The organism is Lactiplantibacillus sp. YT640 (assembly GCF_049745435.1).
Classification (GTDB): Bacteria; Bacillota; Bacilli; order Lactobacillales; family Lactobacillaceae; genus Lactiplantibacillus; species Lactiplantibacillus plantarum.
Genome location: NZ_JBMNVY010000003.1, coordinates 71,663 through 97,942, shown reverse-complemented (window position 1 = coordinate 97,942; position 26,280 = coordinate 71,663). Strand labels below are relative to the sequence as shown.

At 46.0% G+C, this 26,280-nt stretch carries 18 protein-coding genes and 1 pseudogene; 15 read left to right on the top strand and 4 right to left on the bottom strand.

Annotation, left to right across the window (positions count from 1 at the left end; translation table 11 throughout):
- Window positions 1–50 precede the first annotated feature (50 nt).
- Both ACOV1R_RS03255 and ACOV1R_RS03250 read left to right on the top strand, forming a co-directional pair.
- On the top strand, window positions 51–1,025 hold the full coding sequence (locus tag ACOV1R_RS03255) for a zinc-binding alcohol dehydrogenase family protein (protein ID WP_003646021.1): 975 nt from the start codon (window positions 51–53) through the stop codon (window positions 1,023–1,025).
- Between the two features lie 337 nt (window positions 1,026–1,362).
- Window positions 1,363–2,463: an acyltransferase family protein gene (locus tag ACOV1R_RS03250; protein WP_003646023.1), complete on the top strand. Its 1,101-nt coding sequence runs from the start codon at window positions 1,363–1,365 to the stop codon at window positions 2,461–2,463.
- Between the two features lie 339 nt (window positions 2,464–2,802).
- On the opposite strand, the gene ACOV1R_RS03245 is transcribed toward ACOV1R_RS03250, so the two are convergent.
- Window positions 2,803–3,948, bottom strand: coding sequence for a hypothetical protein (locus ACOV1R_RS03245; protein ID WP_013355574.1), 1,146 nt, complete (start codon window positions 3,946–3,948; stop codon window positions 2,803–2,805).
- Between the two features lie 342 nt (window positions 3,949–4,290).
- On the opposite strand from ACOV1R_RS03245, the gene ACOV1R_RS03240 reads away from it, so the two are divergent.
- From ACOV1R_RS03240 to ppsA, 3 genes and pseudogenes are all read left to right on the top strand, one after another.
- Window positions 4,291–4,824, top strand: a complete 534-nt coding sequence (locus ACOV1R_RS03240; protein WP_003646025.1) for a MarR family winged helix-turn-helix transcriptional regulator — start codon at window positions 4,291–4,293, stop codon at window positions 4,822–4,824.
- Window positions 4,817–5,180 (top strand): annotated as a pseudogene (locus ACOV1R_RS03235) (rhodanese-like domain-containing protein). Before ACOV1R_RS03240 ends, ACOV1R_RS03235 begins: the two are co-directional and overlap by 8 nt.
- Before the next feature lie 327 nt (window positions 5,181–5,507).
- Window positions 5,508–7,904, top strand: a complete 2,397-nt coding sequence (gene ppsA, locus ACOV1R_RS03230; RefSeq protein ID WP_003646028.1) for a phosphoenolpyruvate synthase — start codon at window positions 5,508–5,510, stop codon at window positions 7,902–7,904.
- Window positions 7,905–8,058: 154 nt separating this feature from the next.
- On the opposite strand, the gene ACOV1R_RS03225 is transcribed toward ppsA, so the two are convergent.
- On the bottom strand, window positions 8,059–8,565 hold the full coding sequence (locus ACOV1R_RS03225; protein ID WP_003644447.1) for a MarR family winged helix-turn-helix transcriptional regulator: 507 nt from the start codon (window positions 8,563–8,565) through the stop codon (window positions 8,059–8,061).
- A 174-nt stretch (window positions 8,566–8,739) separates the two neighbouring features.
- Between ACOV1R_RS03225 and ACOV1R_RS03220 the strand changes: the two genes are divergently transcribed.
- Window positions 8,740–9,681 (top strand): daunorubicin resistance protein DrrA family ABC transporter ATP-binding protein, encoded by a 942-nt coding sequence (locus tag ACOV1R_RS03220; protein ID WP_003646029.1) that lies wholly within the window; start codon window positions 8,740–8,742, stop codon window positions 9,679–9,681.
- A gap of 14 nt (window positions 9,682–9,695) precedes the next feature.
- On the top strand, window positions 9,696–10,466 hold the full coding sequence (locus tag ACOV1R_RS03215; protein WP_003646030.1) for an ABC transporter permease: 771 nt from the start codon (window positions 9,696–9,698) through the stop codon (window positions 10,464–10,466).
- A gap of 105 nt (window positions 10,467–10,571) precedes the next feature.
- On the opposite strand, the gene ACOV1R_RS03210 is transcribed toward ACOV1R_RS03215, so the two are convergent.
- Window positions 10,572–11,777, bottom strand: a complete 1,206-nt coding sequence (locus ACOV1R_RS03210; protein WP_003646031.1) for an O-antigen ligase family protein — start codon at window positions 11,775–11,777, stop codon at window positions 10,572–10,574.
- Between the two features lie 553 nt (window positions 11,778–12,330).
- Here ACOV1R_RS03210 and ACOV1R_RS03205 point away from each other — a divergent pair.
- From ACOV1R_RS03205 to ACOV1R_RS03185, 5 genes are all read left to right on the top strand, one after another.
- Complete coding sequence (locus tag ACOV1R_RS03205; RefSeq protein WP_003646032.1) at window positions 12,331–13,038, top strand: tRNA (adenine(22)-N(1))-methyltransferase; 708 nt, start codon at window positions 12,331–12,333, stop codon at window positions 13,036–13,038.
- A complete protein-coding gene (locus ACOV1R_RS03200) occupies window positions 13,025–14,047 on the top strand; it encodes a Nif3-like dinuclear metal center hexameric protein (RefSeq protein WP_003646033.1) in 1,023 nt (340 codons plus the stop codon). The genes ACOV1R_RS03205 and ACOV1R_RS03200 overlap by 14 nt, the downstream gene beginning before the upstream one ends.
- Window positions 14,048–14,085: 38 nt before the next feature.
- Complete coding sequence (pepT, locus tag ACOV1R_RS03195) at window positions 14,086–15,324, top strand: peptidase T (RefSeq protein ID WP_003644443.1); 1,239 nt, start codon at window positions 14,086–14,088, stop codon at window positions 15,322–15,324.
- 116 nt (window positions 15,325–15,440) lie between these two features.
- Entirely contained in the window at window positions 15,441–18,044 is a 2,604-nt protein-coding gene (clpB, locus tag ACOV1R_RS03190; protein WP_003646034.1) for an ATP-dependent chaperone ClpB, read from the top strand.
- 355 nt (window positions 18,045–18,399) lie between these two features.
- Window positions 18,400–18,540 (top strand): hypothetical protein, encoded by a 141-nt coding sequence (locus ACOV1R_RS03185; RefSeq protein WP_003640607.1) that lies wholly within the window; start codon window positions 18,400–18,402, stop codon window positions 18,538–18,540.
- A gap of 159 nt (window positions 18,541–18,699) precedes the next feature.
- Here the strand turns inward: ACOV1R_RS03185 and ACOV1R_RS03180 are convergent, their stop codons facing one another.
- Window positions 18,700–18,900 (bottom strand): YjzD family protein, encoded by a 201-nt coding sequence (locus tag ACOV1R_RS03180; RefSeq protein WP_003640606.1) that lies wholly within the window; start codon window positions 18,898–18,900, stop codon window positions 18,700–18,702.
- Window positions 18,901–19,260: 360 nt separating this feature from the next.
- Here ACOV1R_RS03180 and dnaE point away from each other — a divergent pair, with 360 nt between their 5' ends.
- The 3 genes from dnaE to pyk all read left to right on the top strand — a co-directional run bounded on the left by dnaE (window position 19,261) and on the right by pyk (window position 25,533).
- Window positions 19,261–22,611 carry a DNA polymerase III subunit alpha gene (gene dnaE / locus ACOV1R_RS03175; RefSeq protein ID WP_003646035.1) on the top strand — a complete coding sequence of 1,117 codons (3,351 nt, stop codon included), beginning with the start codon at window positions 19,261–19,263 and terminating at the stop codon, window positions 22,609–22,611.
- A 113-nt stretch (window positions 22,612–22,724) separates the two neighbouring features.
- The gene (gene pfkA, locus ACOV1R_RS03170; RefSeq protein WP_003640604.1) at window positions 22,725–23,687 is read left to right on the top strand and encodes a 6-phosphofructokinase; all 963 of its coding nucleotides are present in this window, start codon (window positions 22,725–22,727) and stop codon (window positions 23,685–23,687) included.
- Window positions 23,688–23,772: 85 nt separating this feature from the next.
- A complete protein-coding gene (gene pyk / locus ACOV1R_RS03165; protein WP_003640603.1) occupies window positions 23,773–25,533 on the top strand; it encodes a pyruvate kinase in 1,761 nt (586 codons plus the stop codon).
- Window positions 25,534–26,280 lie beyond the last annotated feature (747 nt).

Genomic DNA, 26,280 nt, shown 5'->3' with positions numbered 1-26,280 from the left:
AATCTCAGCTATCGTTAAATTGGCATTAAAAACGAACGGAGGTAGCAAAGTTGCAAGCATACGTCGTGAACCAACCAGGTGGACCAGAAGCGTTACAATTAACGACACTTCCTGAACCGAACGTCAAACCGGGGTGGACCCGGGTAAAAGTTTTAGGTTTTGGTATCAACCACTCAGAAATCTTTACGCGGGAAGGCAAGTCACCGAGCGTGCAGTTCCCACGAGTGCTCGGAATCGAAGTAGTTGGTGTGGTCGATGAGACCAGTGCGCCAGCAACATTCACGTCTGGGCAACGTGTGGTTTCAATCATGGGTGAGATGGGTCGGGCATATGATGGTAGTTATGCCGAATACGTATTATTACCGAACGAGCAGGTTTATCCGATCAAAACGAATCTATCGATTGCCTCATTGGTGGCAACCCCTGAGACCTACTACACGGCCTATGGCATTTTTAAGTCTTTGCAGCTTAAAGCGACGGACCGGGTGCTGATTCGAGCAGCTACTAGTGGGGTTGGAATTGCCGATTTAAATCTGATCAAGGCTTATAATCCAAAGATCCATGTGGCCGGGACTACTCGGCGGCTAGTTAAGCGCCAACAATTGATTGATGCTGGCTTTGATGAGGTCATTGTCGCTCCGGATAGCGCTCGTTTACCAGCCGCAACGGCTCATTTTGATAAAATCATCGACTTGATTGGTCCGCTCAGTGTCAAAGATTCATTGTCGCATCTCAACGAAGGCGGCATTGTAAATATGACGGGCGAATTAGGTGGGCTGTGGACCGTTCCTGATTTTGACCCGATTAGTGATATTCCGAATGGGTGTTATTTAGCGGGCTTTTCCTCTGGCGATGTTTCTCAGACATTGTTGCAAGATTTATTTGACTTCATCGCAGCATATCATGTGTCGGTCGCCCCCGCTCGGATTTTTAACTTTAATCAGGTACCGGCGGCCCATGCTTATTTGCAAGCGGCAGACAGTTTTGGAAAGGTCATTGTGTTGTTGGACCAAAACGCTGAGTAATCTGGTGGTTGGATACTGCTCAGCCTAGTACTTGCATGTGGGGCTTAGACCACCGGATTGAAATCTGTAAAGGAATCTATAATAAAGAAATCACGATCGTGTCTGACCGTAAATCGGCTAATGCTGACTGGTCTGACGCGATTTTTTTGCCTAAATGGTCGCTTAAGTGTATGGTTTGCTTGAAAGGTAAAGCAGTTGGAATCGTATCAAAAAATACAATCATTAGCTGGTAATGTTCGCGAAGTGTACTTGTAATCCCATGGGAATCTATTAGACTGGGTTTAAGGTTGACCATCGGTTGATCTGGTAAAAATTCGAAGAGGTGGTAGCAGTGACGATGATTTCTAGTCCGTCGATGGAGGTCACTGACGTTGGCGATTACCTCAAACTAGGGGCCTGTACTGCGGTGATGGCCCAGCCGATTCTCACAGACGCATTGGCAAGTGGGCCGTCGATTGCCACGCAAACTGGGATTGGTGTTGTTTATAATCTGGTCAAGTATACGGCACCGGCCTTTATTTTTGGCATTCTCTATACGACGACGCGTTTGACGCTTAATCAGACCGCGTTGACCTATACCGACTATTTGCGCCAGCAATGGCATGCGCTGTTTATTCCAACGATTTGGTGGACCATGATCTACTTAATCTTGATGCCACAATTGCAGCAAGGTAGCCAGTATCATGACTGGCGGGGATTTTTCTGGCAGTTCGTTAATGGTAATGCAGCGCCTCATCTGTGGTATAACACCATGATGCTACAATTTATCATATTAATGCCGTTATTCTGGGCGCTTGGCCGTTGGTGTCAGTCTCGACCTCGACGCGGCTGGATCGTATTTGGCGGTACAACACTGGTCGCCGTTCTTTGGTTGTGGTTTTATGACCAACAAGTTTTCCATGGTCCTCACAGCCGTGATTGGTATTTACTGGACCGGCTTTTTATCAGTTTCCAGATTTTCGGGTTCTATGGCATGTTAGCTTGGGTGTTTCGAGATACCTTTCAGCGCATGCTTAACAAGTGGTGGCCGGGATTACTTGGTCTATGGTTAGTTGGCCTGATCTGGACTAATTGGGAACTGTTCAGTTACGGCTTCCCGGTTAATTTGCGCAACGCCCCGTATTACAAACCATCAATGACGGGGTATGCGCTAGCAGTCATCGGCCTGTTGGCGGCGTTGTGTGAGATTCAAGCTTGTCGTCAACGTCCTTTTAGCAAATTTGTACATTTCTTTGCTGGTATGGCCTATAAGGCATACTTAGCGAATGTTTTCTGGTCTGAATTGTTGTGGCGTGGTTTTGGTCGTACTTTGATGGTCAAGGCTCCCTGGCTGAGCATTGCGCTGTGTTATGGTTTGACCTGGTTATTGTCCTTTACAACGGCTTTTGGTCTGCATGCAGGATGGATGCGACTTAAACGTGAATACGAGCATGATTAGGGGCTAACCTTGTAATTAGTCGTATTCTTCATGATTAAAGCGGGACAATTGTCGTGTCATACTGGGATGTAAGTTGACCAGACCACTTTCTGAATCGGCTTGAGGTGTCGTGAAATTGAAATTGCGTTACTGTGTTAATCATAAAATTATTGATGCTGTGCAGATGTTCGATGACAAAATAAGCACGTTGTAAAAATCACCAGAGTGTGGTTTTACAACGTGCTTATTTTGATGTGGGAATTAGGTCAACAGGGCTTTTGCTGCGCGCTTTATGAAGTAGCGTTTTTGATAAGTGACTACCTGATAATTTTTCAAATGAAGCGCCTGGTTGTTTGGTTGTTAGTTGACCACGATTGTCTCTGTAATTTGACCAGCATTGGGGTCGGTTAGATAGTTAATACTATTGGTCATGCCAACTTGCGCGGGACCGGCCTTTACCGTAATCGTCGTGGCGACTTCACCAGCTTTTTTTTGATCCATTTGCTTAAATAAATCAACGTCTGTTTTCGGTAGGTCGTTAGCAGCGACGACGGCACTGGTTTTCGTATAGGTCGTAACAATCTGCTGATTGATACGAATGATTTTATTAGCGTTGATGATGAGATATAACATACCGGTACTATCACCACTGGCAACGGCGGTATGTGTTAATTGATAGCCAGCGTGGGCTGCATCGGTTTTGAAGGCCGCATAGGTCACGTTTTGATTCAGTGAGCCTAATGAATAGTGACTGAGGTCCTGGATAGCAGATCGTTCATAACTATCATAACGATGCTGATATAGATAGCCATCTTTGATCAGCAACTTGCCTGTATCGCTAGCGCTAGTCGTAGTTTCGGCAGCAATCCAGGTACCATTCAAATTCGCTACGTTGACGTGTTTAGGCGCCGCCTTGGCACTAGTATCAGTGAAAGCGCGGCCCCGTTCAATGGTCGTTGCCTGTTCAGTATCTGAATATTGAATGTTGACAGCGTAGAGGTGGTGCCCCTTAGCAGCAAAGGCGGTGTTGACTGGTAACGGATCGGTGTGATTGCCGGATTCCAAGTAAATCAAGTCAGTCAGTTTGTTAATCTGGATTGAGGCACCGAGCTTTTTCAAAACCGCGTTGATCTGACTAACTGACATGTGATGCAGCCGGTGTCGGTAACTTTTCATGATATGGCGTTGCTGATCATGGTGCCATTTGGCGTACGAAACTTGACGATGTTTGACGCCGGCGGACAAAAATTGGCCGTTACTAGTGGTCCAGCTTGATTGGGCAGTAGTTTTGTCAACCACGGAAATGTCTAAATTGCTGGCGACGCCGTGTTTTGTTTGGCTGGAACTAACGGCTTGATCAAAAGTCCATGTTTTGGTTGGTGCTTGAATCACTTTTTGGGTCGTCGCTTTGACGGACCGATGATGCTTCACTGGAGCGAATGTTTGGGTCGTACAACCAGCAAGTGCAAGGCCAATTGTCATCACCAAAATAGCTAATTTGTGCATTAGGGTACTCCTCCAAATCAATAGGTATCGTGATCATCAGTATAGCATATGCGATTATGGTGAGTGTCAATTGTACTGGACCTGGTGTGCGCAGGGTTCATGAGTGTTGGGAGGTTTCACAACTGACTGCTTATTTTCTGTTGAGTCGTGCACGCTAATCTATTGATTTCAATCTGCATCAGTTTAAACGAAAAATGTCGTGGTGCTTGATGGCTAGGGTTATTTGGATGGTGAGTGTTTCGAATAACAGCTAGTCCGATTTAAGGGTTGACGATGATGAAAAAGCGTGTATACTTCTAAAAGTAGTTAGCCGGCTAATTAACTTTAGAAAGAAGGATTTCAATGCCTGACTTTTCGTTTCGTGATCGACCAGATAAACAGCGAGTGCAATTGACACTGGGCAAAGCAAGTAGCTCGGCGGATGCTGAGCAGGTGTTGGCTTTTCTGGATTTTCAGTGGACATTTCGAACCATGCAAGCCACCTATGAACAATTACTCGATCAATATCAACTTTCAGAATCCAAGTTTATTATTTTAATGTTGCTGGAAAATGAAACTGATCACACGCTATTGCCGTCGGAGTTAGCCACAAAGCTAGGGTCTGCTCGGGCGACTGTGAGCAAGTTACTGGTCGGCTTGCAAAAGCGAGGCTGGGTGGAAAAGCAGCATCCACAAGATGATAAGCGGACGGTTGCCATTCATTTGACCGCCGCCGGTAGTAGTGTTTTGACGCAATTTTTACCGGCCAATTTTAAGGCGGTTACAACAATTTTTGCGTCGTTTACGGTTCAAGAGCAGCAGCAGTTTAAAGGCTTATTGGATAAAATCAAGCAAGGCACCCAACAATTAAAAAGTGAGGCAATTAATTATGAATGACAAGAAAATTGAATTGTTAACAACATATTTAAGCTTATACATCGATCATCACACCGTTTTAGCCGATATGCAAAATGCGACGGGCAAGTACGTCGTCTTAGATGTTCGGAATGCACCGGCCCAAGTGAAGAAAGATCAAATCAAGGGTGCAATCGCGATGCCTGCCAAGGATCTGGCAACCAGAATCAGTGAACTGGATCCGGCGAAGACCTATGTCGTGTACGATTGGACGGGGGGAACAACCCTAGGCAAGACGGCGTTACTCGTGCTACTATCCGCAGGCTTTGACGCGTATGAATTAGCAGGAGCGCTGGAAAGGGATGCAACTGCCAGTTAAAGTGCTTGCGTTTTTGTGATAAACACTGGGTTGCGTCGTCCACAATGAGTTGATTTCGTATATTGTGAAATAAGTTCGTTAATTAGTTGGCCTTACAGTTTATCATTATAATCCGAGTTGATTTGAAAACATGTCCCCATTAAATGCCTTTTCTTTCAAGCCTGTGTTGAACTTTAACGGGCGTAACCAGTCAACATCACCAACTATATTTTGCCGATAAAATAATGAAAATGGGTTTTACTTTGTGTAAAAATGAACTACAATATAAATGGTTAATGTAAACGCTTACAGAACTTAAGTTTGATAATGATGATATTCAAGTGCAGGAACATAGGGAGGTAATCTTATGAGTAGTCGTGATACGGCAAACGTTTTATGGTTTGATGAATTACACCGCGAAGATGTGAACCTAGTGGGCGGTAAGTCGTCTTCACTGGGTGAAATGACGTCATCGATGGATGTTCCAGTCCCATATGGCTTTGCAACCACCGCCCGGGCGTATCAGTACTTCATGACCCAGACGGGATTGAATGATAAGGTCAATGATTTGTTAGCCAGCATTCAGGATTATGAAAATTCTGATGAATTGCATACTGCGTGCGAACAAATTCGTAACTTGATCGTGAATGCGACAATGCCCGCAGATCTGGCGGCTGATATTGAACAAGCCTATGCGGATCTCGCTAAGAAAATGGGGCAAACTGATCCGTTCGTGGCGATTCGCTCTTCAGCGACTGCGGAAGACTTACCAAACGCTTCATTTGCCGGCCAACAAGAATCTTACTTAAATATTAAAGGTGCTGCCGATGTCGTTAATCGGGTTCAACAATGTTACTCGTCACTGTTCACGGATCGCGCGACATATTATCGGCACAAACAGCATTTTCCACACGAAAAAGTGGCCCTCTCAGCGGCGATTCAAATGATGGTCTTTTCTAAGGCTTCCGGGATCATGTTCTCCGTCAATGTAGCGGATGGGGATGCTTCCAAGATCGTGATCGATGCCATTTATGGTTTGGGTGAATATATTGTGTTGGGCAAAGTTACGCCGGATCACTTTGTTATCGATAAACAATCAATGAAAATCGTTGAAAAGAATATTATCAAACAACCTGTCCAATTAATGCGGTTACCGGGTGGCGGGACTAAGGAAGAGTCCGTCCCCGATGAATTACAGGGTCAGCCAGTATTAACAGATGCGCAAGTCATTGAATTGGCTGGCTACGCTAAAGAAATCGAACGGCATTACGGTTGTTATATGGACATGGAATACGCTTTGGACACGAATACCAACCGGCTATGGATCGTTCAAGCGCGGCCAGAAACAGTTTGGTCACAGCGTAATAAGCACAAAGATGCAGCTGACGATGAAGATGTTGTGGATGAGGCGGATGCCAAAGTTATCGTCCGGGGGTTACCAGCTAGTCCGGGCTTAGCCAGTGGGGTCGTGCATGTCATTGATAATCCGAAAGACATTGATCAGTTTAAGCAAGGCGAAGTGTTAGTGACGTTAATGACATCACCAGATTGGGTACCGGCAATGAAGAAAGCTGCAGCGATCGTGACTAATAACGGTGGCATGACTTGTCACGCTGCGATCGTTTCTCGTGAGATGCAGATTCCATGTATTGTCGGCACTAAAAGTAAGGAAGTCGCGGCAACCGACGTCTTGAAGACCGGCGATGTCGTAACGGTCGATGCTAAGAACGGGGTTGTTTATCAAGGTAAAGTCGCTAGCATGTTGAAGCCAAAGAGTGGTGCTACGGCGGTTGCTGGTCAGGTGGTTGCGGCCGAGAGCTTTGCTCCAACTGCTACGGGCGTGATGATGAATTTGGGTGATCCTGATTTGGCTGACAAATATTCAAGTTTACCAGCTGATGGAATCGGCTTAATGCGCGAAGAGTTCCTATGGACAACCTTTATTCATGAACATCCACTATACTTGATCGAGCAGGGTCACCCTGAAAAGGTGGTCAATATGCTGGCGGATGGTATCGCGAAGGTTGTTCGGGCAATGGCACCACGGCCAGTCGTCCTACGCTTCTCAGACTTTAAGTCGAGCGAATATCGTAATCTAAAGGGTGGCGACAAATACGAGCCGCATGAACCAGCTGATTTACTGGGTTGGCGGGGTGCATCTCGGTACTATGATTCCAAGTATATCGAGGCATTCAAGTTGGAACTGGCTGCGGTCAAGAAAGTTCGGAACGAATTTGGGTTGAAGAATTTAAATGTCATGATTCCATTCGTACGAACCGTTGACGAAGCACAAAAAGTAACGACCATTATGCGCGATGAAGGCCTAGCTCGGAGTGCTGACTTCAAAGTCTATATGATGGCTGAAATCCCAACCAACATTATTTTGGCCGACCAATTCAATCAATTCGTTGATGGCTATTCGATCGGTTCGAATGACCTTGCAATGTTGATTCTGGGTTGTGATCGTAATAATGATACGGTGGCTCACCTCTTTGATGAGCGGAACTTGGCCGTTAAACGAGCGATTCGGCACCTGATTAAGACAGCCCATAAAGATGGCAAGACGGTTTCGATTTGTGGTCAAGCACCATCAGAGTACCCAGAGTTTACTAACTTCCTGATTCAAAGCGGCATCGACTATGTTTCAGTCAATCCGGATATGGTCAAGGAGACTAAACGAAATGTGGCGCACTTTGAACAACGCATTATGTTGGACAAAGCGACTGGCCGGGGCTTACAGGACCCAATTGATTATAAATGGTAAACTATGATTCCTGTTAAAAGTTAAATAATCACTAAAGGCGAACCAATTCGTAACTGAATTGGTCCGCCTTTAAGTTTGTTTAGAGCCAAATACTGATTCAGGGTTAATTCGGAGCAAGAGGTCATCTAAAAATGACGGGCAGGTGGCATATGATTTACTTTTTAAACTGTTTCAAGTACCGACTAGCAAATAATTTGTGAAACTTAACGCCCAAAGTCGGGTTGGCAGCGTCAATATCCGCATACATCGCGGTGGTAATTTTGGTTAACAAGGGTGCCAGTTGATCGAGCTCGTCGTCAGAAAGCGTGTTGACAAATGGGGGGACCTCCTGGGCTGCGGATGCAATCTCTTTGCGACCAGCAGCCGTTAAGTTCACAAGGTTGACGCGGCGATCTTTGGTGGACTTGGATAAAGTGACCAGCTGACGATTGACAAGTTTATAGACGAACTCGCTCGTTGATTGCGGCGACATGCCAAGGCGACTTGCCAACTGTTTTTGTGAGAGGTGGTCCTCATCGGCTAGTGCTAGTAGAATCTTGCCCTGACCTTCAACAGTTATTCTTGGACGGGCCTGCTTGACAATGTCATCATAAATTTTGCTTAATTGTTCGTACTCGGCCAATTTTCCGGCGACTAGTTCCGCCTTAATATTCGTTGTCACGATTGATCATTCCATTCGTTCTTTTCTTAAGTATACAACATTCTTTGGTATGCGGTACGTTAAGGTTAGTTGATTTTTAGATTGATGGTCAATAATTAGTCGTTGACAATTTAGTCAGGGGGCCTTAACATATATTTAGTCAGGGCACCTGATTGATTTGTGGGAGGTTTTAACTTGGATGAAGAAATGATGATTCAAATGACACATGTTCAGAAGCGATTTGGAACGAAAGTCGCCGTTCAAGACTTGTCACTGCAAGTCCAACGGGGTGAAATTTTTGGCTTATTGGGTCCTAATGGTGCGGGTAAAACGACGGTCATCAGGATGATGACGACCCTATTGCGACAAGATGCTGGGAAAATCTTAGTCAATGGCTTTGATTCATTGTCGCAAGCCCGACGCGTTCGCCAGCAGTTTGGTTTGACCGGTCAAACCGCTAGTATCGATCAGGACCTGAGTGCGCGGGAAAACTTGCAGATTTTTGGGCGCTTGAATGGTTTAAGCCGTGCGGCGGCGAAGCATCGAGCGATGGAATTACTGACGGATTTTGATTTGAAGCATTCTGCGGATCACGTTTTGGCCACATTTTCTGGCGGGATGCGGCGACGATTAGATTTGGCGGTTAGCTTGATTGGTAAACCGGCCATTCTTTTTCTCGATGAACCGACCACGGGCTTGGATCCGCGGACAAGAGCGCAGATGTGGCAAGCGATTCGTCAACTAGTGGCCGATGGTTCGACTGTGGTGCTAACGACTCAGTACTTAGAAGAAGCCGACCAGTTAGCCGACCACATTGCGCTCATAGATCATGGCCAGTTAGTCGCCAGTGGGACGCCCACCGCTTTGAAACAAACAGTAGGGGGTCAAGAGCTTGAATTGGAAGTCAGTGCGACGACGGCCGTCACACCGGCTAAGGATATCTTACAAGCCATGCTCGGTCAAGATGTCCGTGTTGCGGAACGGACCCTAACAGTGCCGTTGGATACCGCTAGCTTGACGCCGGTCACTGAAATTCTGATGCGGTTACAAGCTGCTCAAATCACGGTCAGTAACTTTGCGATGCACGCGCCATCGCTCGATGATGTGTTTTTTAAACTGACCGTGGGCACAAATTAGAGGAGGACAAAGCGATGGAAATCAAACAACCAGCAGAGTTAAGTCATGTTTTGACAATGACGCATCGGAACTTATTAAAAATGTGGCATAATCCAGATAATGTTAGTGACGTGGTGATACAACCAATTATTTTTACCCTATTATTCGGTTACTTGTTTGGTGGGGCCATTGCGGGCAGTGTCCAGGCCTATTTACCAATGCTAGTTACCGGTATTTTGATTCAAAGTATTTTGAATGCAGCATCGGGATCCGGACAGCAATTACGTGAAGACATTAACGCGGGGGTGTTTGACCGCTTCAAGACGCTACCGATTTCACCGATCGTACCGTTAGCCGGTCAGTTAGTGGGGGATGTTTTCCGATTGCTTATTTCTGGCTTGATGGCACTGGTGACAGCTTTTATGATGGGCTGGCGACCTATTGTTAGTCCGCTAGTATTGATCGGCGTTTTACTGCTGGCAGTATTTGTTGGATGGTCGCTTTCATGGGTCTTTGCTTTAGTTGGTTTAATGGTCAAAAATGCGGCCCTGATTGGCAGTCTGTCAATGATCATTATTTTAGTGCTGACCTTTTTATCTAACGCCTTTATTCCGACTAAGACGTTACCACATTTGTTGCAAACAATTGTCCGATTGAATCCGGTCAGTCTAACAATTACCGCGATACGCACAATTTTGCGGACTGGCCATTGGGGGCCCGATGCATTTGGTGTACTGTTAAGTGGTTTCCTTATTATTGTGATTTTTATGCCGTTAACTGTGTTGGCATATCGCCGATTTGGTTAACGGTACGCTAAAAATAGTGTGTGTTGCGGCTTAATGACCGGCAGCGCACACTATTTTTGAAATGGGGAATTACTGCCCGTTCGAAATTGATGGTGATGAAAAGTGTCAGATAAGTGGAGACTGATACTTGCGAGGGCCAATGATTGGCCGCAATTGTTGTTCGTGGTGCCAACAAGCGATAATGAGCAAAATAATAATCAATACTTGCATAGAAGATAAAACGAAGTCTGTCAATCCATAGGCTAGAATGATGGGCAAAGTCATCATAAAGTAACGCAAATTCGGCGTACGATACTGGTGCCAATATTTGGTTAAGTGCCAGCCACTGCTGAGGACTAAGTAAATAAAGCCGGCACCGCCTAGGATACCAAAAGAAGCTAGTAGCATGAGCAAAATATCGTGGGCGTGTGGGACGTAGGTTCCCGTCAGTTGCAAATAGTGCCGCGCAAAGCCAAAATACGTCACGCCGAGGTACGGGGCCTGTTTGAAAACGGTGAAGCTGTTGTGCCAAATCGTCAAGCGACTTTGAAGTGCGGTGATGGTCGAAGCACTTCTAGGGAAAACGTGCCAGACAATTAAACTGCCAGCAATCAAGATTGTTGTAACCAAAATGCGATGGTGACGGCAAAGCTGGTAAGTCGTCATGATCAGAATGGCAATCATGATCATGAGCCCTGTGCGCGATTTGGTTTGATAAACGCCCACACAAAGTAAGCCGACCAAAAACCAGTTTATGAGCGGCCAGCGCGTGAAGGGGTGAACACTTCCATGACTTAACTGTGTCAATAGTAAGCCGAGGGCAATCAATAATAAACAGCAGGCATCATTTGGATTATAGGCGGACCCGAACAAGCGATTCTGATTAGCAGCATAGCCCCATAATAGGTCACCCAGCATGAACTTCAGCCACGTTGGTAATGTCAATACTTGGTTAAGCCAGTGGAAAGCAAAACCACTAATTGTAATATACAAGCCAAATTGGATGATAAATTTACGAAGCTCGTGCCAAGCAATCGACTGCGTGGACTCACGACACAACAACCAAAGATTGCCCAATACAAAAAGCATTAGGACAGACAGAATAACACTACGATAATCGTGGTGATTGAGATTGAGCGTCGTGATGCCCATTAATAGGACGATAAACCCTAGCAACGGGTCGTGCCGACTGAATTGTCGTGGATGTTTGAGTAACGCCAGCCATTGCCACCGGCTTAAATAAATCAGCCATCCGATACCTACCGGCGGCAGAATAGCTAATAATTTTAGGCCAGTCAAAAATGGCGACGTCGTTAAAAGACGTTTTCGCATGGTTAATCAAACTTTCTCTCATTAGATAATATGTCGCTTGCCAGTCGACATTAGCCATATTATGGCACGTCTGCCTGTCATCCAAACTTGCATTAATAGAATTTTAGTTAGTTTGAACAAAGCTTAGGAATTTTCAGGAAAATTTAACCAGCTGAATGCGTATTCACAGTGAAGCATGGTAAAATATGATTAGTAACGTACGGTGATACGGGTGCTATCCTGAATCACCATTGAAATGCGTTGGTTTTTAAGGTCAAAGATGATTGGCCAACAAAGGTCTAATCTAGTGTGCGACCTTTGTTCAGACTGCTAACTTCCGGGCCATTGGGTATCGCCATGATCTTAGTTGAACCTCGTTGGGTATTTCTGATAAAGAGCCGACCCGTAATTCAACGACCAGCACGTTTCGATTTTGGTGCATACTAAGGATAGCGAGTGACGTGCGTGGTTAGTTAAACTGAATAATTAAAACAATTGAACCGGGTGGATTTGACCACAACCACTGAAAGTTAGTCGTGTGGGTAAATCTTCCCGAATTAAAGGGGAACTGTATGTGGATGCAAAACAATTATCAAAACGATTAGCAACGGTTGGCGCTTTCGTTCAGCCGGGCGCCCGCGTGGCCGATATTGGGTCAGATCACGCTTATTTGCCAGCTAATCTCGCATTAAATCATCAAATTAGTTATGGTGTAGCTGGTGAAGTCGTCCGGGGGCCCTTTGAAAATGCGCGTCATGAGATTCAAAAGCTGGGGTTAACGGATTGCTTAGTGGCCCGTCTAGCTGACGGTCTTGCTGCGATTGAACCAGCTGATCGTATTGATACGGTCACGATTGCCGGGATGGGGGGCCCTTTGATTCGCCATATTCTTGAACAGGGGCCGACCCAGCTCGCCGGTGTTCAACGGTTGGTACTCGAGCCTAATGTTGGTGAAGCGACCGTGCGGGAATGGCTGGCGGCCAATCAGTTTCAAATTGTAGCTGAACGAATTCTAGCTGAAGATGGCCATACTTATGAGATTCTTTGTGCTGATCGGGTTGATCATCAGGTGACGTATACGACGGCTGAACAGATGTTTGGCCCGTTTCTGCTAGCTGAGAAGTCGCCGGTGTTTATCGCTAAGTGGCAACGTGAGTTACAACGAGTAAATGCGGCGGTTGCGCAAATGCAACGGGCTAAAGTGATACCAGAGGAACAGTTAGCGCTGGCTCACGCTAAAATCAAATTGATTGAAGGAGTCTTGACGGATGCAAGCAAGTGAATTAATTGCGCGTTTTGAAAAATTTGCGCCACTCAAGTTGAAGTGGGAGCATGATCCCACCGGATTACAAATCGGCGATCCTCATCAGGATATCCACAAGGTGTTAGTTACCCTGGATGTGCGGCCGGAAGTTGTCCAAGAAGCCATCACGATCGGTGCTGACATGATTTTTGCTCATCATCCCGTCATGTTTCGACCGGCCAACAATCTTGATTATCAGGATCCTCAGAAAGCAATGTATGCAGAACTTGCAGCTCACCACATCTTGGTGTACGCGGCCCATACGAATCTGGACTGTGCTGAGGGCGGAATGAACGATTGGCTTGCGGCGGCCTTAGACTTGCAAAATGTGCAGGGATTGGTTCCTGGGTATCGTGCACAGGCTGTTAAGTTGACTTTAACGGTACCGACCAATCAAGTTGAAACGGTACAGGAATACTTAACGAATACCGTGGGTGCCACGCTAGATCGTTACGCTGTCAACTCGGGTGAACAGTTCAGCGTCGACTTACTAGCCGATCAGATTCCAACTGCGGTAGCGGGCATTAATGACTTAGCCGCTGACACGTGGGATTACCAGGTCGTGCAACTGTTGTCTGGCGGTCATCAGTATTATATGGGCCGAGTCGGTGATTTGCCGACACCGTTATCAGCGCAGGCATTTGCCGAACAGTGTAAACAAGTATTTGGTGTCAGCGGCCTGCGACTAGTCAGTGCCGATCCCCGACAACGGATTACCCGTGTGGCCGTCCTGGGCGGCGATGGTGGTAAGTTCTATCCCCAAGCGTTGCGAGCAGGTGCACAAGCTTACGTGACCGGGGATGTCTATTATCACACCGGTCATGATATGCTGGCAGCCGGGTTGACGGTCATTGATCCAGGCCACCATATCGAGAGTATTTGTAAGTCACAACTCACTAAGCTGTTTGATCAGTGGCGTGTACAAGCTGGCTGGCCAATCGAGATTGTGGCGTCTCAGCTGAATACTGATCCGTTTACCTTCATCTAAGTTAATCATGAACTTTAATAAGGAAAGGAAGTTATCATATGTCAAAATATCCAAACTTAATTTCAGATTTTTTAACCTTTGTCAAAATTAATAGTCGTTCAGATGAGGAATCAACGACAATTCCTTCGTCACCACGTGAAACGGCCTTTTTAAAGCAATTAATGAGTAAGCTCACTGATTTAGGCTTGAGCGATGTTGAACAGGATGCGCAAAGTGCGTACGTTTTTGCGACGATTCCTGCGAATAGTGACAAAGCTGTTAAAACTCTTGGCTTTATTTCACATATTGATACGGCTGACTTTAACGCGGAAAATGTCAATCCACAAATTGTTGACAATTATGACGGTGAATCAGTTATTAAGCTCGGAAACGGGGACTATGTGCTGGATCCGGCGGTCTTCCCAAACTTAAAGAACTATGCTGGTCACACGCTGATCACAACTGATGGAACCACGCTGCTTGGAGCTGATGATAAGTCTGGCGTTGCTGAAATCATTAGTGCTGCGGAATATTTGTTGGCCCATCCTGAGATCAAACATGGCAAGATTCGGTTAGCTTTTGGTCCCGATGAAGAAATTGGGACTGGTGCTGATCACTTTAATGTGCCTGCCTTTGGCGCCGATTATGCCTACACCGTCGATGGTGGTCCGCTTGGTGAACTGGAGTATGAAACGTTCAACGCGGCCCAAGCGACGGTGACGATTACAGGTGTCAACGTTCATCCAGGGGAAGCTAAGGATAAGATGGTCAACGCCTTGCAGTTAGCCGTTGATTTTCAATCGGCGTTACCCGCACATGATGTCCCGGAACACACGGAAGGCCGTGAAGGGTTCTTCTTCTTGCTTAGTTTAGACGGGACCGTTGACAGCGCTAAGATGACTTACATTATTCGTGATCATGACCGCGATAAGTTCGAAGCACGTAAACGGTTATTTATGGCGGTTGCGGATCGGCTGAATTTGGCTGACGGTGTGGCCCGGATCAAGGTCGACATGAAGGACCAGTATTACAATATGCGCGAAATCATTGAAAAAGATATGCGGGTCGTTGAATTGGCCAAACAAGCCATGCTCAAGCTCGGTATCACGCCAGCCATTTATCCGGTTCGTGGTGGGACGGATGGCTCCAAGATCTCATTTATGGGCTTGCCGACACCAAACTTGTTTGCTGGTGGTGAGAACATGCACGGTCGGTTTGAATACGTTTCAGAACAAGTGATGGCCCAAGCCGTGGACGTTGTCTTACAAATCGTTCAGGATAATTATGACCAGGACTAAATCCTTGACCTTGTTTGACCTTACGGGTTATACTCTAATAGTCAATAAAGGTCAAACAAAAATTGGCAGCTATGACGGCTGCCTTTTTGCTACCGTTTTTGAGGAGGTACGTAAATATGAATCCAGAACAATTTACAGAAAGTTTACAACAAGCCTTACAACAGGCACAACAAATCGCACAAACACGGCGCCATCAAGAAATTGGGGTGCCCCATCTATTTAAATTTTTAACGCAACCAGGCGAACTGGTTCGGCAGATCTTTAGTGAGGCCGGCGCTGATTTAGACCAATTACAAACAGAGCTCGACCGTGAGCTGGATGACATTGCCGTTGTTAGCGGTGGTAACGTTCAGTACGGTGGCAGTATGAGCAGTAGTCTAGCTACGCTGATGCAGGCTGCCGATGCTAAGCGCAAAGCGTTAGGTGATGATTACCTTGCGACCGACACTTTGGCTTTAGCGCTGATGGATCAAACTGGTGATCAGTTGACCAAATACTTGAATCAGCAAGGCATCACGGCAGGACAAGTCAAGAATGCCGTTGATCGTATTCGCGGGGGTCAACGGGTCACGTCACGTAATCAGGAAGATCAGTATCAAGCTTTGGAAAAGTACGGCGTCGACTTGGTTAAACAGGCGCGCCAGGGGAATCAAGATCCAGTAATTGGCCGGGACGAAGAGATTCTGGACGTTATTCGGATCTTGTCACGAAAGACGAAAAACAATCCTGTCTTGATTGGTGAACCGGGAGTTGGGAAAACGGCCATCGTGGAAGGTCTAGCACAACGAATTGTTCGTGGTGATGTGCCGGAGAACTTAAAAGATAAGACGTTGTTCTCGCTAGATATGGGGTCTCTGATTGCCGGGGCGAAGTATCGTGGTGAATTTGAAGAACGACTCAAAGCCGTCCTCAAGGAAATCAAGAAGAGCGATGGGCAGATCATCATGTTCATCGATGAAATCCATAATATCGTTGGTGCTGGTAAGACAGAAGGCAGTATGGACGCCGGTAACTTGTTGAAACCAATGTTGGCGCGGGGAGAACTTCATTTGATCGGGGCCACGACGTTAGATGAATATCGTCAGTACATGGAAAAGGACAAGGCACTCGAGCGGCGGTTCCAAAAAGTATTGGTTGCTGAACCGAGTGTTGAAGATACAATCAGTATTTTACGTGGCTTAAAGGAACGCTTTGAAATCCATCATGGTGTTCGGATTCATGATAACGCCTTAGTGGCCGCTGCCAAGTTATCTGATCGTTATATTACGGATCGTTACTTGCCAGATAAGGCCTTAGATTTAGTAGATGAGGCTTCTGCTGAAATCCGGGTCGAAATGAACTCCAACCCAACGGAATTAGACCAAGTCAACCGACAATTAATGCGTTTAGAGGTCGAGGAAGCCGCCTTAAAGAATGAAACTGACGATGCCTCCGTTAAACGGCTAGCGGATGTGCAAAAAGAACTCGCCAGCGCAAAAGAAAAACAGCGGGCTTTATCCGAACGCTGGGACAGTGAAAAGAAGAGCCTCCAAGCGTTAAGCGACAAAAAGTCGGCGTTAGACAAAGCTAAGCACGACTTGGAAAATGCTGAAAATAATTATGATCTGGAACAAGCAGCTAAGTTGCAGCACGGGACGATTCCCAAGCTGGAACAAGAGTTGAAGGCCATGGAAGCCAATGATCATCATGAAGATTGGTTAGTTGAGGAATCCGTCACGCCAGATCAGATTGCAAACGTGGTTTCCCGGATGACAGGAATCCCAGTAGCCAAACTGGTTGCCGGTGAGCGGGAGAAATTATTACACTTGGCGGACCATTTGCATGAACGAGTGGTTGGTCAGGATGCGGCGGTCGATGCCGTTTCGGATGCCGTATTACGTTCGCGGGCCGGTTTGCAAGATCCTAATCGTCCCCTGGGTTCTTTTATGTTTTTAGGCCCAACTGGGGTTGGTAAGACGGAATTAGCGAAAGCATTGGCTGAGAATTTGTTTGACGCCGATGATCATATGGTTCGGATCGATATGAGTGAATATATGGAGAAAGAGTCCGTTTCGCGATTGGTCGGGGCGGCACCGGGCTACGTTGGTTACGAAGAAGGCGGTCAGTTGACCGAAGCTGTCCGGCGTAATCCGTACTCGATCGTGTTATTCGATGAAATTGAAAAGGCGCATCCAGATGTGTTTAACATCTTGTTACAAGTATTGGATGACGGTCGGTTGACGGATGGTCAAGGACGGACCGTCGACTTCAAAAATACCATCTTGATTATGACGTCGAACTTAGGATCAGAGTTGCTACTGGCGGGGGTTGATGACCAGGGTCACTTGTCGGCCGACACCCATCAACAGGTTATGCAGCTGGTTCAAAGTCGATTCAAACCGGAATTTTTGAACCGAATCGATGACATCATTATGTTCACGCCACTACAATTGGGCGCAATTGAGGAAATTGTGGTGAAATTGATTGATCGGTTGTCTGCCCGTCTCCAAGATCGTGAGATTACACTGAAAATTTCTGACGAAGCGAAGAAGTGGATCGCTAAGCAGGGGTATGAACCGGCATACGGTGCCCGGCCGCTCCGGCGCTTTATCACGAATCACGTCGAAACACCGCTGGCAAAAGAGATCATTGCGGGGCGCGTGGCACCAAAATCGACAGTCGCCATTAATTTGATGGACGATCACTTAGTCTTCGAAAACCAATCGACCCAGCCGGCATAAGCGTAATCACTGATTTGAACGCGTGATAATGCGTTTCAGTGACGATAATTGGGCCAATAAAAACTGGACCGTGAGCACCTTGCGATGCTCACGGTCCAGCTTTTTTTAGGCGGATTATTATTGTGACTTGGTTGAGCCTATGATTCTGGATGGCTTGATCGTGTAGGTGTGAGGCAGCTATCTTTGGTTTATGATGATGGTAGCCGCGCTTAGCTTCGGACGAGGGGGACCTTGCGCCCGTGCGTTTAACCTCATACTGAGAAAAGAGTTGTTACCGCCGACGCTGTCGTGTTAAGCTACTCCAAAATCGAGGAGTAAGCGAACATGGACGACGATCGTAAAAGGTTTGACCAGTATGCAAAAAATGAATCGAAAAATTAATGTACAACGTGGTTCTTTATCAGCGGCCGATTTGGCATTTTGGGCAGCAGCACAACGCGCAAAGCAGAAATATGCCAAAACGCTGCAAATGCTCAAAGCAAGTGATGGATCGTAAGCGTCATTAATCTGAATGTTAGGGTCGGGTATGTACCAGCATTCTAGTTGGCTGGCGCGTCAAGCACACAACAAAAAAAGACGAGTAACCGCAATCGGGATACTCGTCTTTTTTTGTTGTGCTGAGACTAAGCGAAGCAAAGCCTCTGGTTGTTTTTAATTACTTATTATCTGAACCTTTAGCGGGTTGGGAATGATTAGTAATATAAGTGATGCTGTTGACCACGATTAGCGCAAAAATTGCGGCAACGATGCCAATTTCACCAGGATTATAGGAGAGTTGTTCGAGGGCGCCACCGATATAGCCGATGACTTCACCGAAGAGGACACTCCAAAAGATAATCGTAAGTTGTCTCATCATTTTCCGACACCTCCCAATGAAAATTATTTTAACACACCGACAGGAAAAAGCAATTAGGTAATAACGGGATATTAAGGCTTTAATTAGGCTGATATAATTACGACGAGACGGCGGTGAAACCCTAGTAAACATAACCGTGCACGTTATCTGATGACTTAAAACTGCCGCTTAGAACAACTGTTTGGTATAATGAATAGTAACGAATATATCTGAGGACAAGATTGGTCATCAACTGGCATTGAATAGACTGGTAAATTCTTTGTTTACCCATCAATTGGGAGCGGGCTTGACGTAGCTGATCGGATGTTACGTTTTCGATGCGAGTTGAAAGCTGATATTTTATGAAAGGGGGCGGCGATAGTGGCGCAATATGTTCCATTGCAAGTATTGAGTACTTTTAGTTTACTTCACAGCACTAGTACAGTTAGTGAGCTAGTCCAAACTGCCAAGCAACAGGGGTATTCCACGTTGGCTTTAACAGACGTTGATATCATGTACGGTATTGTTGATTTTTATAATGCCTGTCGCCAGGCAGAAATTACCCCGATATTGGGAATAACATTGAACTTATTAGGACGTGAACTAACGGCGCAAACGTTTAGTCTGGTCGTGCTTGCGAAAGATCAAGCTGGCTATCAAAACTTGATGCGGTTGTCGACGATGAAGCAGACGGCGACGGATGCAGGATTGTCGCTAACAGCCGTATTACCTTATTTGAACCATTTAATGGTCTTAACCCCGGCTAAAGACAGTGAACTAGCTGCGCTGTTGTTACAAAACACCGCTGAGCGAGCTGCTGATTGGATTACCACGCTGAGGCAGGCGGTCGACTCTGCTAGCCTTTACTTAGGGATTTCTTTGGATCAGGCCCCTGCATTGCGAACAACAATGACGGCCTTTGCGCAACAGCATCAATTGCCGGTAGTTGCGTTAGATCCAGTCGACTATGTCCAAGCAAAGGATTACTTTGCCGTTTCAGTTTTGCGAGCAATCGATCGGGGCCAACAGATCGAACAGCCCGAATCGTTACAAGGTATCGAAGGCAGTCACTACTTACGGCCGGCCAACACCGTAACGGCTGACTATGAGCAACTGGGATTGACGACGGCGGTGGCGGCTACGGCCGAAATTGCGGCACAGTGTCAAGTTGAATTACAATTTCAACAGCCACAGTTGCCGCAATTTCCAACGCCCGCTGGACAACCAGCGAATGTTTATTTACGGCAGTTATGCACGGCTGGTCTAACGGAGCGATTGGCGGCAATAACGCCGTCGGTTGATCAGCAGGCTTACCAGGACCGTTTGGATCACGAACTGACCGTGATCGATCAGATGGGCTTTGATGATTACTTTTTGATCGTGTGGGATGTCATGAATTTTGCGCATGAGGCCCAGATTACAACTGGACCTGGGCGAGGTTCTGCAGCAGGCTCATTAGTTGCTTATGCACTCAATATTACGGATGTCGATCCCTTAAAATATGACTTGCTATTTGAACGTTTCTTGAACGCTAAACGGGCGAATATGCCAGATATTGACTTGGATATTCCAGATAATCGCCGTGAACAGGTACTTAATTATGTTCATGATAAGTATGGTCATGACCGCGTCGCACAAATCATTACGTTTGGGACCTTGGCAGCAAAGCAAGCATTGCGCGATGTTGGCCGTGTGTTTGGCCTCTCAACTTACGAGATGAGTGACTGGAGTGCCGCAATCCCAAACCAATTGCATATTACACTTGACCAGGCCTACCAGGGCTCACAACGGTTACAAAACCTCGTTGCTGATTCATCTAAAAATAAATTATTATTTGAAACAGCTCGCCGTTTGGAAGGGTTGCCACGACATTATTCAACACACGCGGCCGGGGTGGTATTAAGCCAAAAACCATTAATTCAGATCGTACCACTACAAGCAGGTAGTGAAACTATGATGATGACCCAGTATACTAAGGACACTGTTGAAGCGGTTGGTTTGTTAAAGATGGATTTCTTAGGATTACGGAATTTGTCTTTGATGGCAAGTGCGCTACATTATGTGCAGCGTCAAACTGGCAGGCCACTGGCTATTACTAAAATCGATTTGAACGATCCAGCGACCCTGAAATTATTTCAGGCGGGCGACACGACCGGAGTCTTCCAATTTGAATCGGCGGGAATTCGAAACGTGTTACGGCGTCTGCACCCGGATAACTTTGAATTGGTCGCCGCGGTCAATGCACTTTACCGGCCGGGGCCCATGGAAAATATCGACCATTTTATTGCCCGCAAACAAGGCCAAGAACCGGTCAGTTATCCGGCGGAACAACTTGCGCCCATCTTAGGACCAACGTACGGTATTCTGGTCTATCAAGAACAAGTCATGCAAGTCGCCGCGGTCATGGGCGGTTTTACACTAGGTGAAGCCGACTTATTGCGGCGGGCGATGAGCAAGAAAAAACGTGCTGTGATTGATAAAATGCGGCAACAATTTATCGCTGGTGCACAACAGAATGGTTATTCCGAAGCAGTTGCGACACAGGTTTATCAATATATTGAACAATTTGCGAACTATGGTTTCAACCGCTCACACGCGATTGCCTACAGTAAGATGGCTTTTGAACTTGCTTACTTGAAAGTCCATTATTCCGGAGCGTTCTTTACCTCATTGATGAATTCTGTGTTGGGCAATGGAACGAAGCTGAAACAGTATCTAGCGGAAGCTCGTCAGCACCAAGTGGCGATTATTCCCCCGGATATTAATCGGAGCGGTCAATACTTTGATTGGAATGGTCAAGCCATTGTGTTTGGACTCAGCTCAATCAAAGGGTTGCGCCGTGACTTTATTGCGAGTGTGTTAGACGAGCGGCAGGCGAACGGACCGTTTAAAAGTCTTCAGCAGTTCATGCAACGGATTGACGCGAAGTGGCTCAAAGCCGATTTGATGGATGCACTGATCTATGCGGGGGCTTTTGACCACTTTGGTTTGAACCGTGCAGAGCTACTGACCAGTGTGCCTGAATTGATGTCAAGTGCCGAGTTAGCCGGTGGCAGTATGAGTTTATTTGAATCATTAGCCCCTAAGATCAAAAAACAGCCGGAGCTTTCGTTAGGTGAGCGATTGGCCAAAGAAGCGGAGTATCTTGGTGTGTACGTTTCAGGGCACCCTGTGGAAACGTATGATTGGCTCGCGCAACAACGACATACGCAATTAGTCAGCACGCTCACGAGTGAACAACCGGCACAAATACTGGTCTATATTACTAAGGTCCGAACGATTCGGACCAAACGTGGTCAACCAATGGCATTTGCAACGGGAAGTGATTTGTCCGGCGAAATTGACTTGACGATTTTTCCCAACACCTATCAACGGATTCAGGCGGAATTGAAACCAGAAGCAATCGTGTTAATTACTGGTAAGGTCGAGCAACAGCGGGATTTGCAAGTGATCGTAAACACCTGGCAGTTGGCGGAACAATTACCCAAACCAACCGGCCAACTCTTTTTGCGGTTGCAACCTGAGCAAGCAACGGCGACTGTGCAAAAGGAAATTTTAAGGATCTTAAGTCAATATCGAGGTCCTAATCCAGTTCTAATTTACTCGGTAGCAGCACATCGAACGGTTGAACTAAATTCACAGTATTGGGTCGCAGAAAATCCAGATTTGGTTGGAGCGCTTACAACCTTATTAGGTCGCGATAATGTGGTGATGAAGAACGCTATCCCTTGATACGACGGCGTTTTTTAACGCATTTAATTTTAGAAAATAACAGACAATCCACGTGAAAAGTGTTAGAATCACTTATGGAGTTACGAACTCAATTTATTGCCTGAGGTGAAAAAATGAAACGCATTGGTATTTTAACCAGTGGCGGCGACGCTCCTGGTATGAATGCGGCCGTTCGTGCAGTTGCTGGTAAAGCAATGGCTGAAGGGTTGGAAGCATACGGCATCAATTACGGCTTTGCTGGATTAGTTGCCGGTGACATTCACAAAATAGAAGCAGCCGACTTAGATGGTGTGATTCAACGCGGCGGAACTTTACTATACTCCGCACGTTATCCAGAATTTGCCCATGAAGAAGGTCAATTAAAAGGGATCGAACAATTGAAGCGGTTTGGGATTGATGCTTTAGTTGTTATCGGTGGCGACGGTTCTTACCATGGCGCATTGCGCTTAACGGAACACGGCTACAACACGATTGGTCTTCCAGGGACGATCGATAATGATATTCCTTACACGGACTTCACAATTGGTTTTGACACTGCTGTCAACACCAACGTGCAAGCCCTTGACCGGATTTATGATACGGCTCATAGTCATGACCGTACTTTCGTTGTGGAAGTTATGGGTCGTGGCGCTGGTGACGTAGCCTTATGGTCCGGTGTTTCAATCGGCGCGACTGCTATTGTGGTCCCCGAAGTTGATTGGGACATGGAAGAAATCGCCAACAAGATTAAGCATAACCGGGCCAATGGTCATCGGAGCAACTTGATCGTGTTAGCCGAAGGTGTGATGGGTGCCCAGGAGTTTGTTGAGAAGTTATCCGAATATGGTGACTTTGATGCTCGTGGGAATACCATTGCTCATATGCAACGTGGTGGGAATCCAACTGCTAAAGACCGTGTCATGGCCAGCAAGATGGGTGCCTACGCTGTGGAACTCTTGCTTGCCGGCAAGGGTGGCTTAGCGGTTGGGATTCAAAACAACCAATTAGTCAACCACAACATCTTAGATTTATTTGAATCTAAGCATGACGTTGAAGTGTCATTAGATAAGTTGAATGAAGAAATTTCATTCAAGTAATCATGGCATGTTAGTTCTTATTTTAATTTGATAAAAATGACGTTAATGTCTTTTTATAAAAACTTTCAAGGGAGAGATTTTTCTTATGAAAAAAACCAAGATTGTTTCAACACTTGGTCCTGCCAGCACCGATACTGACACTATTGTTAAATTAATCGAAGCCGGCGCAAATATTTTCCGCTTTAACTTTTCACATGGTGATCATGAAGAACATTTAGATCGCTTAAACAAAGTTCACGAAGCAGAAAAGATTACGGGTAAGACCGTTGGTATCATGCTTGATACTAAGGGTGCTGAAATTCGGACGACCGTTCAAGCTAACGGAAAATCTGAATACAAGATCGGTGACAAGGTTCGTATCACCATGGATGATTCATTAGATACGACCCATGATAAGATTGCCGTTACTTACAAGAACCTCTATGATGATGTTCATGTAGGTGGCCATGTCCTCTTTGATGATGGTTTATTAGATATGAAGATCGACGAAAAGGACGAAGCTAACCGCGAATTGGTTACAACTGTTCAAAACGCCGGCGTTTTAGGCTCACGTAAGGGTGTTAACGCTCCTGGCGTTTCAATCAACTTACCTGGGATCACTGAAAAAGACTCAAGTGATATTCGCTTTGGTTTGGATCATGAAATCAACTACATCGCTGCTTCATTCGTTCGTAAGCCACAAGATGTCTTAGACATTCGTGAATTACTTGAAGAAAAGCACATGGAACACGTTCAAATCTTCCCTAAGATCGAATCACAAGAAGGTATCGACAACGCCGATGAAATTCTTAAGGTTTGTGATGGTTTGATGGTTGCTCGTGGTGACATGGGTGTTGAAATTCCTGCTGAAAATGTGCCATTGGTACAAAAGAGTTTAATCAAGAAGTGTAATGCTTTAGGTATGCCTGTTATTACGGCTACTCAAATGTTAGACTCAATGCAAGAAAACCCACGTCCTACTCGTGCCGAAGCTTCTGACGTTGCCAACGCTGTCTTTGATGGTACTGACGCAACGATGCTTTCTGGTGAAAGTGCTAACGGTCTTTACCCTGTTGAATCTGTTGCCATGATGGCTAAGATTGACGAAAAGGCTGAAAACACTTTGGCTGAAAACGGTACGTTACAATTAAACCGTTTCGACAAGACTAGTGTTACTGAAACAATCGGTATTGCGATTGCTCGGGCAGCTAAGAACTTGAACATTAAGACGATTGTTGCTGCGACTGAATCTGGCTACACTGCTAAGATGATTTCGAAGTACCGTCCAAATGCTGATATCTTAGCAATCACTTTTGACGAACGGACGCAACGTGGCTTAATGGTTAACTGGGGTGTTCAACCAATCGTGGCTGAAAAACCAGAAACCACTGATGACATGTTTGATTTAGCTGCTTCTAAGGCTGTTGAACTTGGCTTTGCCAAGGAAGGCGACTTAATCTTGATCACTGCCGGTGTGCCAGTTGGCGAACGCGGTACGACTAACATCATGAAGATCCAATTAATTGGTTCTAAGTTAGCTGATGGTCAAGGTGTCGGTGATGAAACGGTTATCGGTAAAGCCGTAATCGCAACGTCTGCTCAAGAAGCTATCGACAAGGCCGTTGAAGGTGGCGTCTTAGTTACTAAGACGACTGACAAAGACTACTTACCAGCAATCGAAAAGTCTAGTGCTTTAGTTGTTGAAAACGGTGGTTTAACTTCACACGCTGCTGTTGTTGGTATCTCAATGGGAATTCCTGTTATCGTTGGTGTTAAGGACGCTACTAGTGTTATTGCTGATGGTCAATTGATCACAGTTGATTCACGTCGTGGCCTTGTATACCGCGGTGCTTCAAACGCCCTTTAAGATCAAATCTAATTTGATATTGAAAAGTCGTCGCTTTGCGGCGGCTTTTTATATTACATAAAGTGCTTCACTCCCAGTTAAATTAGTATGAAACATGGTTAAAAGGTGCCAAATCGTCAACGTCAAATGATCCAGCTTAAGCCCGCTGGAAAAAGATCTACTTAGCGGAAATTTACTTAGCTAGCGGCGCCCTATACCGACTTCCAGGCATTTCGGCCAATTGCTGGAACGCGGTGGACACAGATTTAAGCCGAAGACCACGTCTTAAATACTGGTCTTCCACTAACCAAGCCAAAAACGCTTACTAAGTGGAATTTCACCGCTGAGCATTGGCCGAAACGCCTTCCAGTCGTGATAGTATGCGAATGGCCGACATGGGTGGACCCAGCATTGAACGAATTAGATGTTGCTATTTTAAAACAGCGATTTTATCATACAACAGTTAGTTTGATAATATAATTGTGATTGTACGATTATTTCTAATTCCACCGTATTAGTACTGAGGTGTCCAAAACAATTGAGACAGCATTAACGCATGTTCAAAATTCTAAGTAGTAAACCCGTTCAGCGACAAGTTAGGTGGTCGTTCATCAGCCATTCGACTGGCTTACCGACTGGAGGGGTTGGGTGACAATGCTCAGTAGCCAAATTATTCTTGGCTGGAAGTGGGTTGCTTCCGGCCTAGAATAAGACTCGTATTTGAGATTGCGCAGTGGGTTGCTGCGTGAGCTCAAATCGACGTCGGCT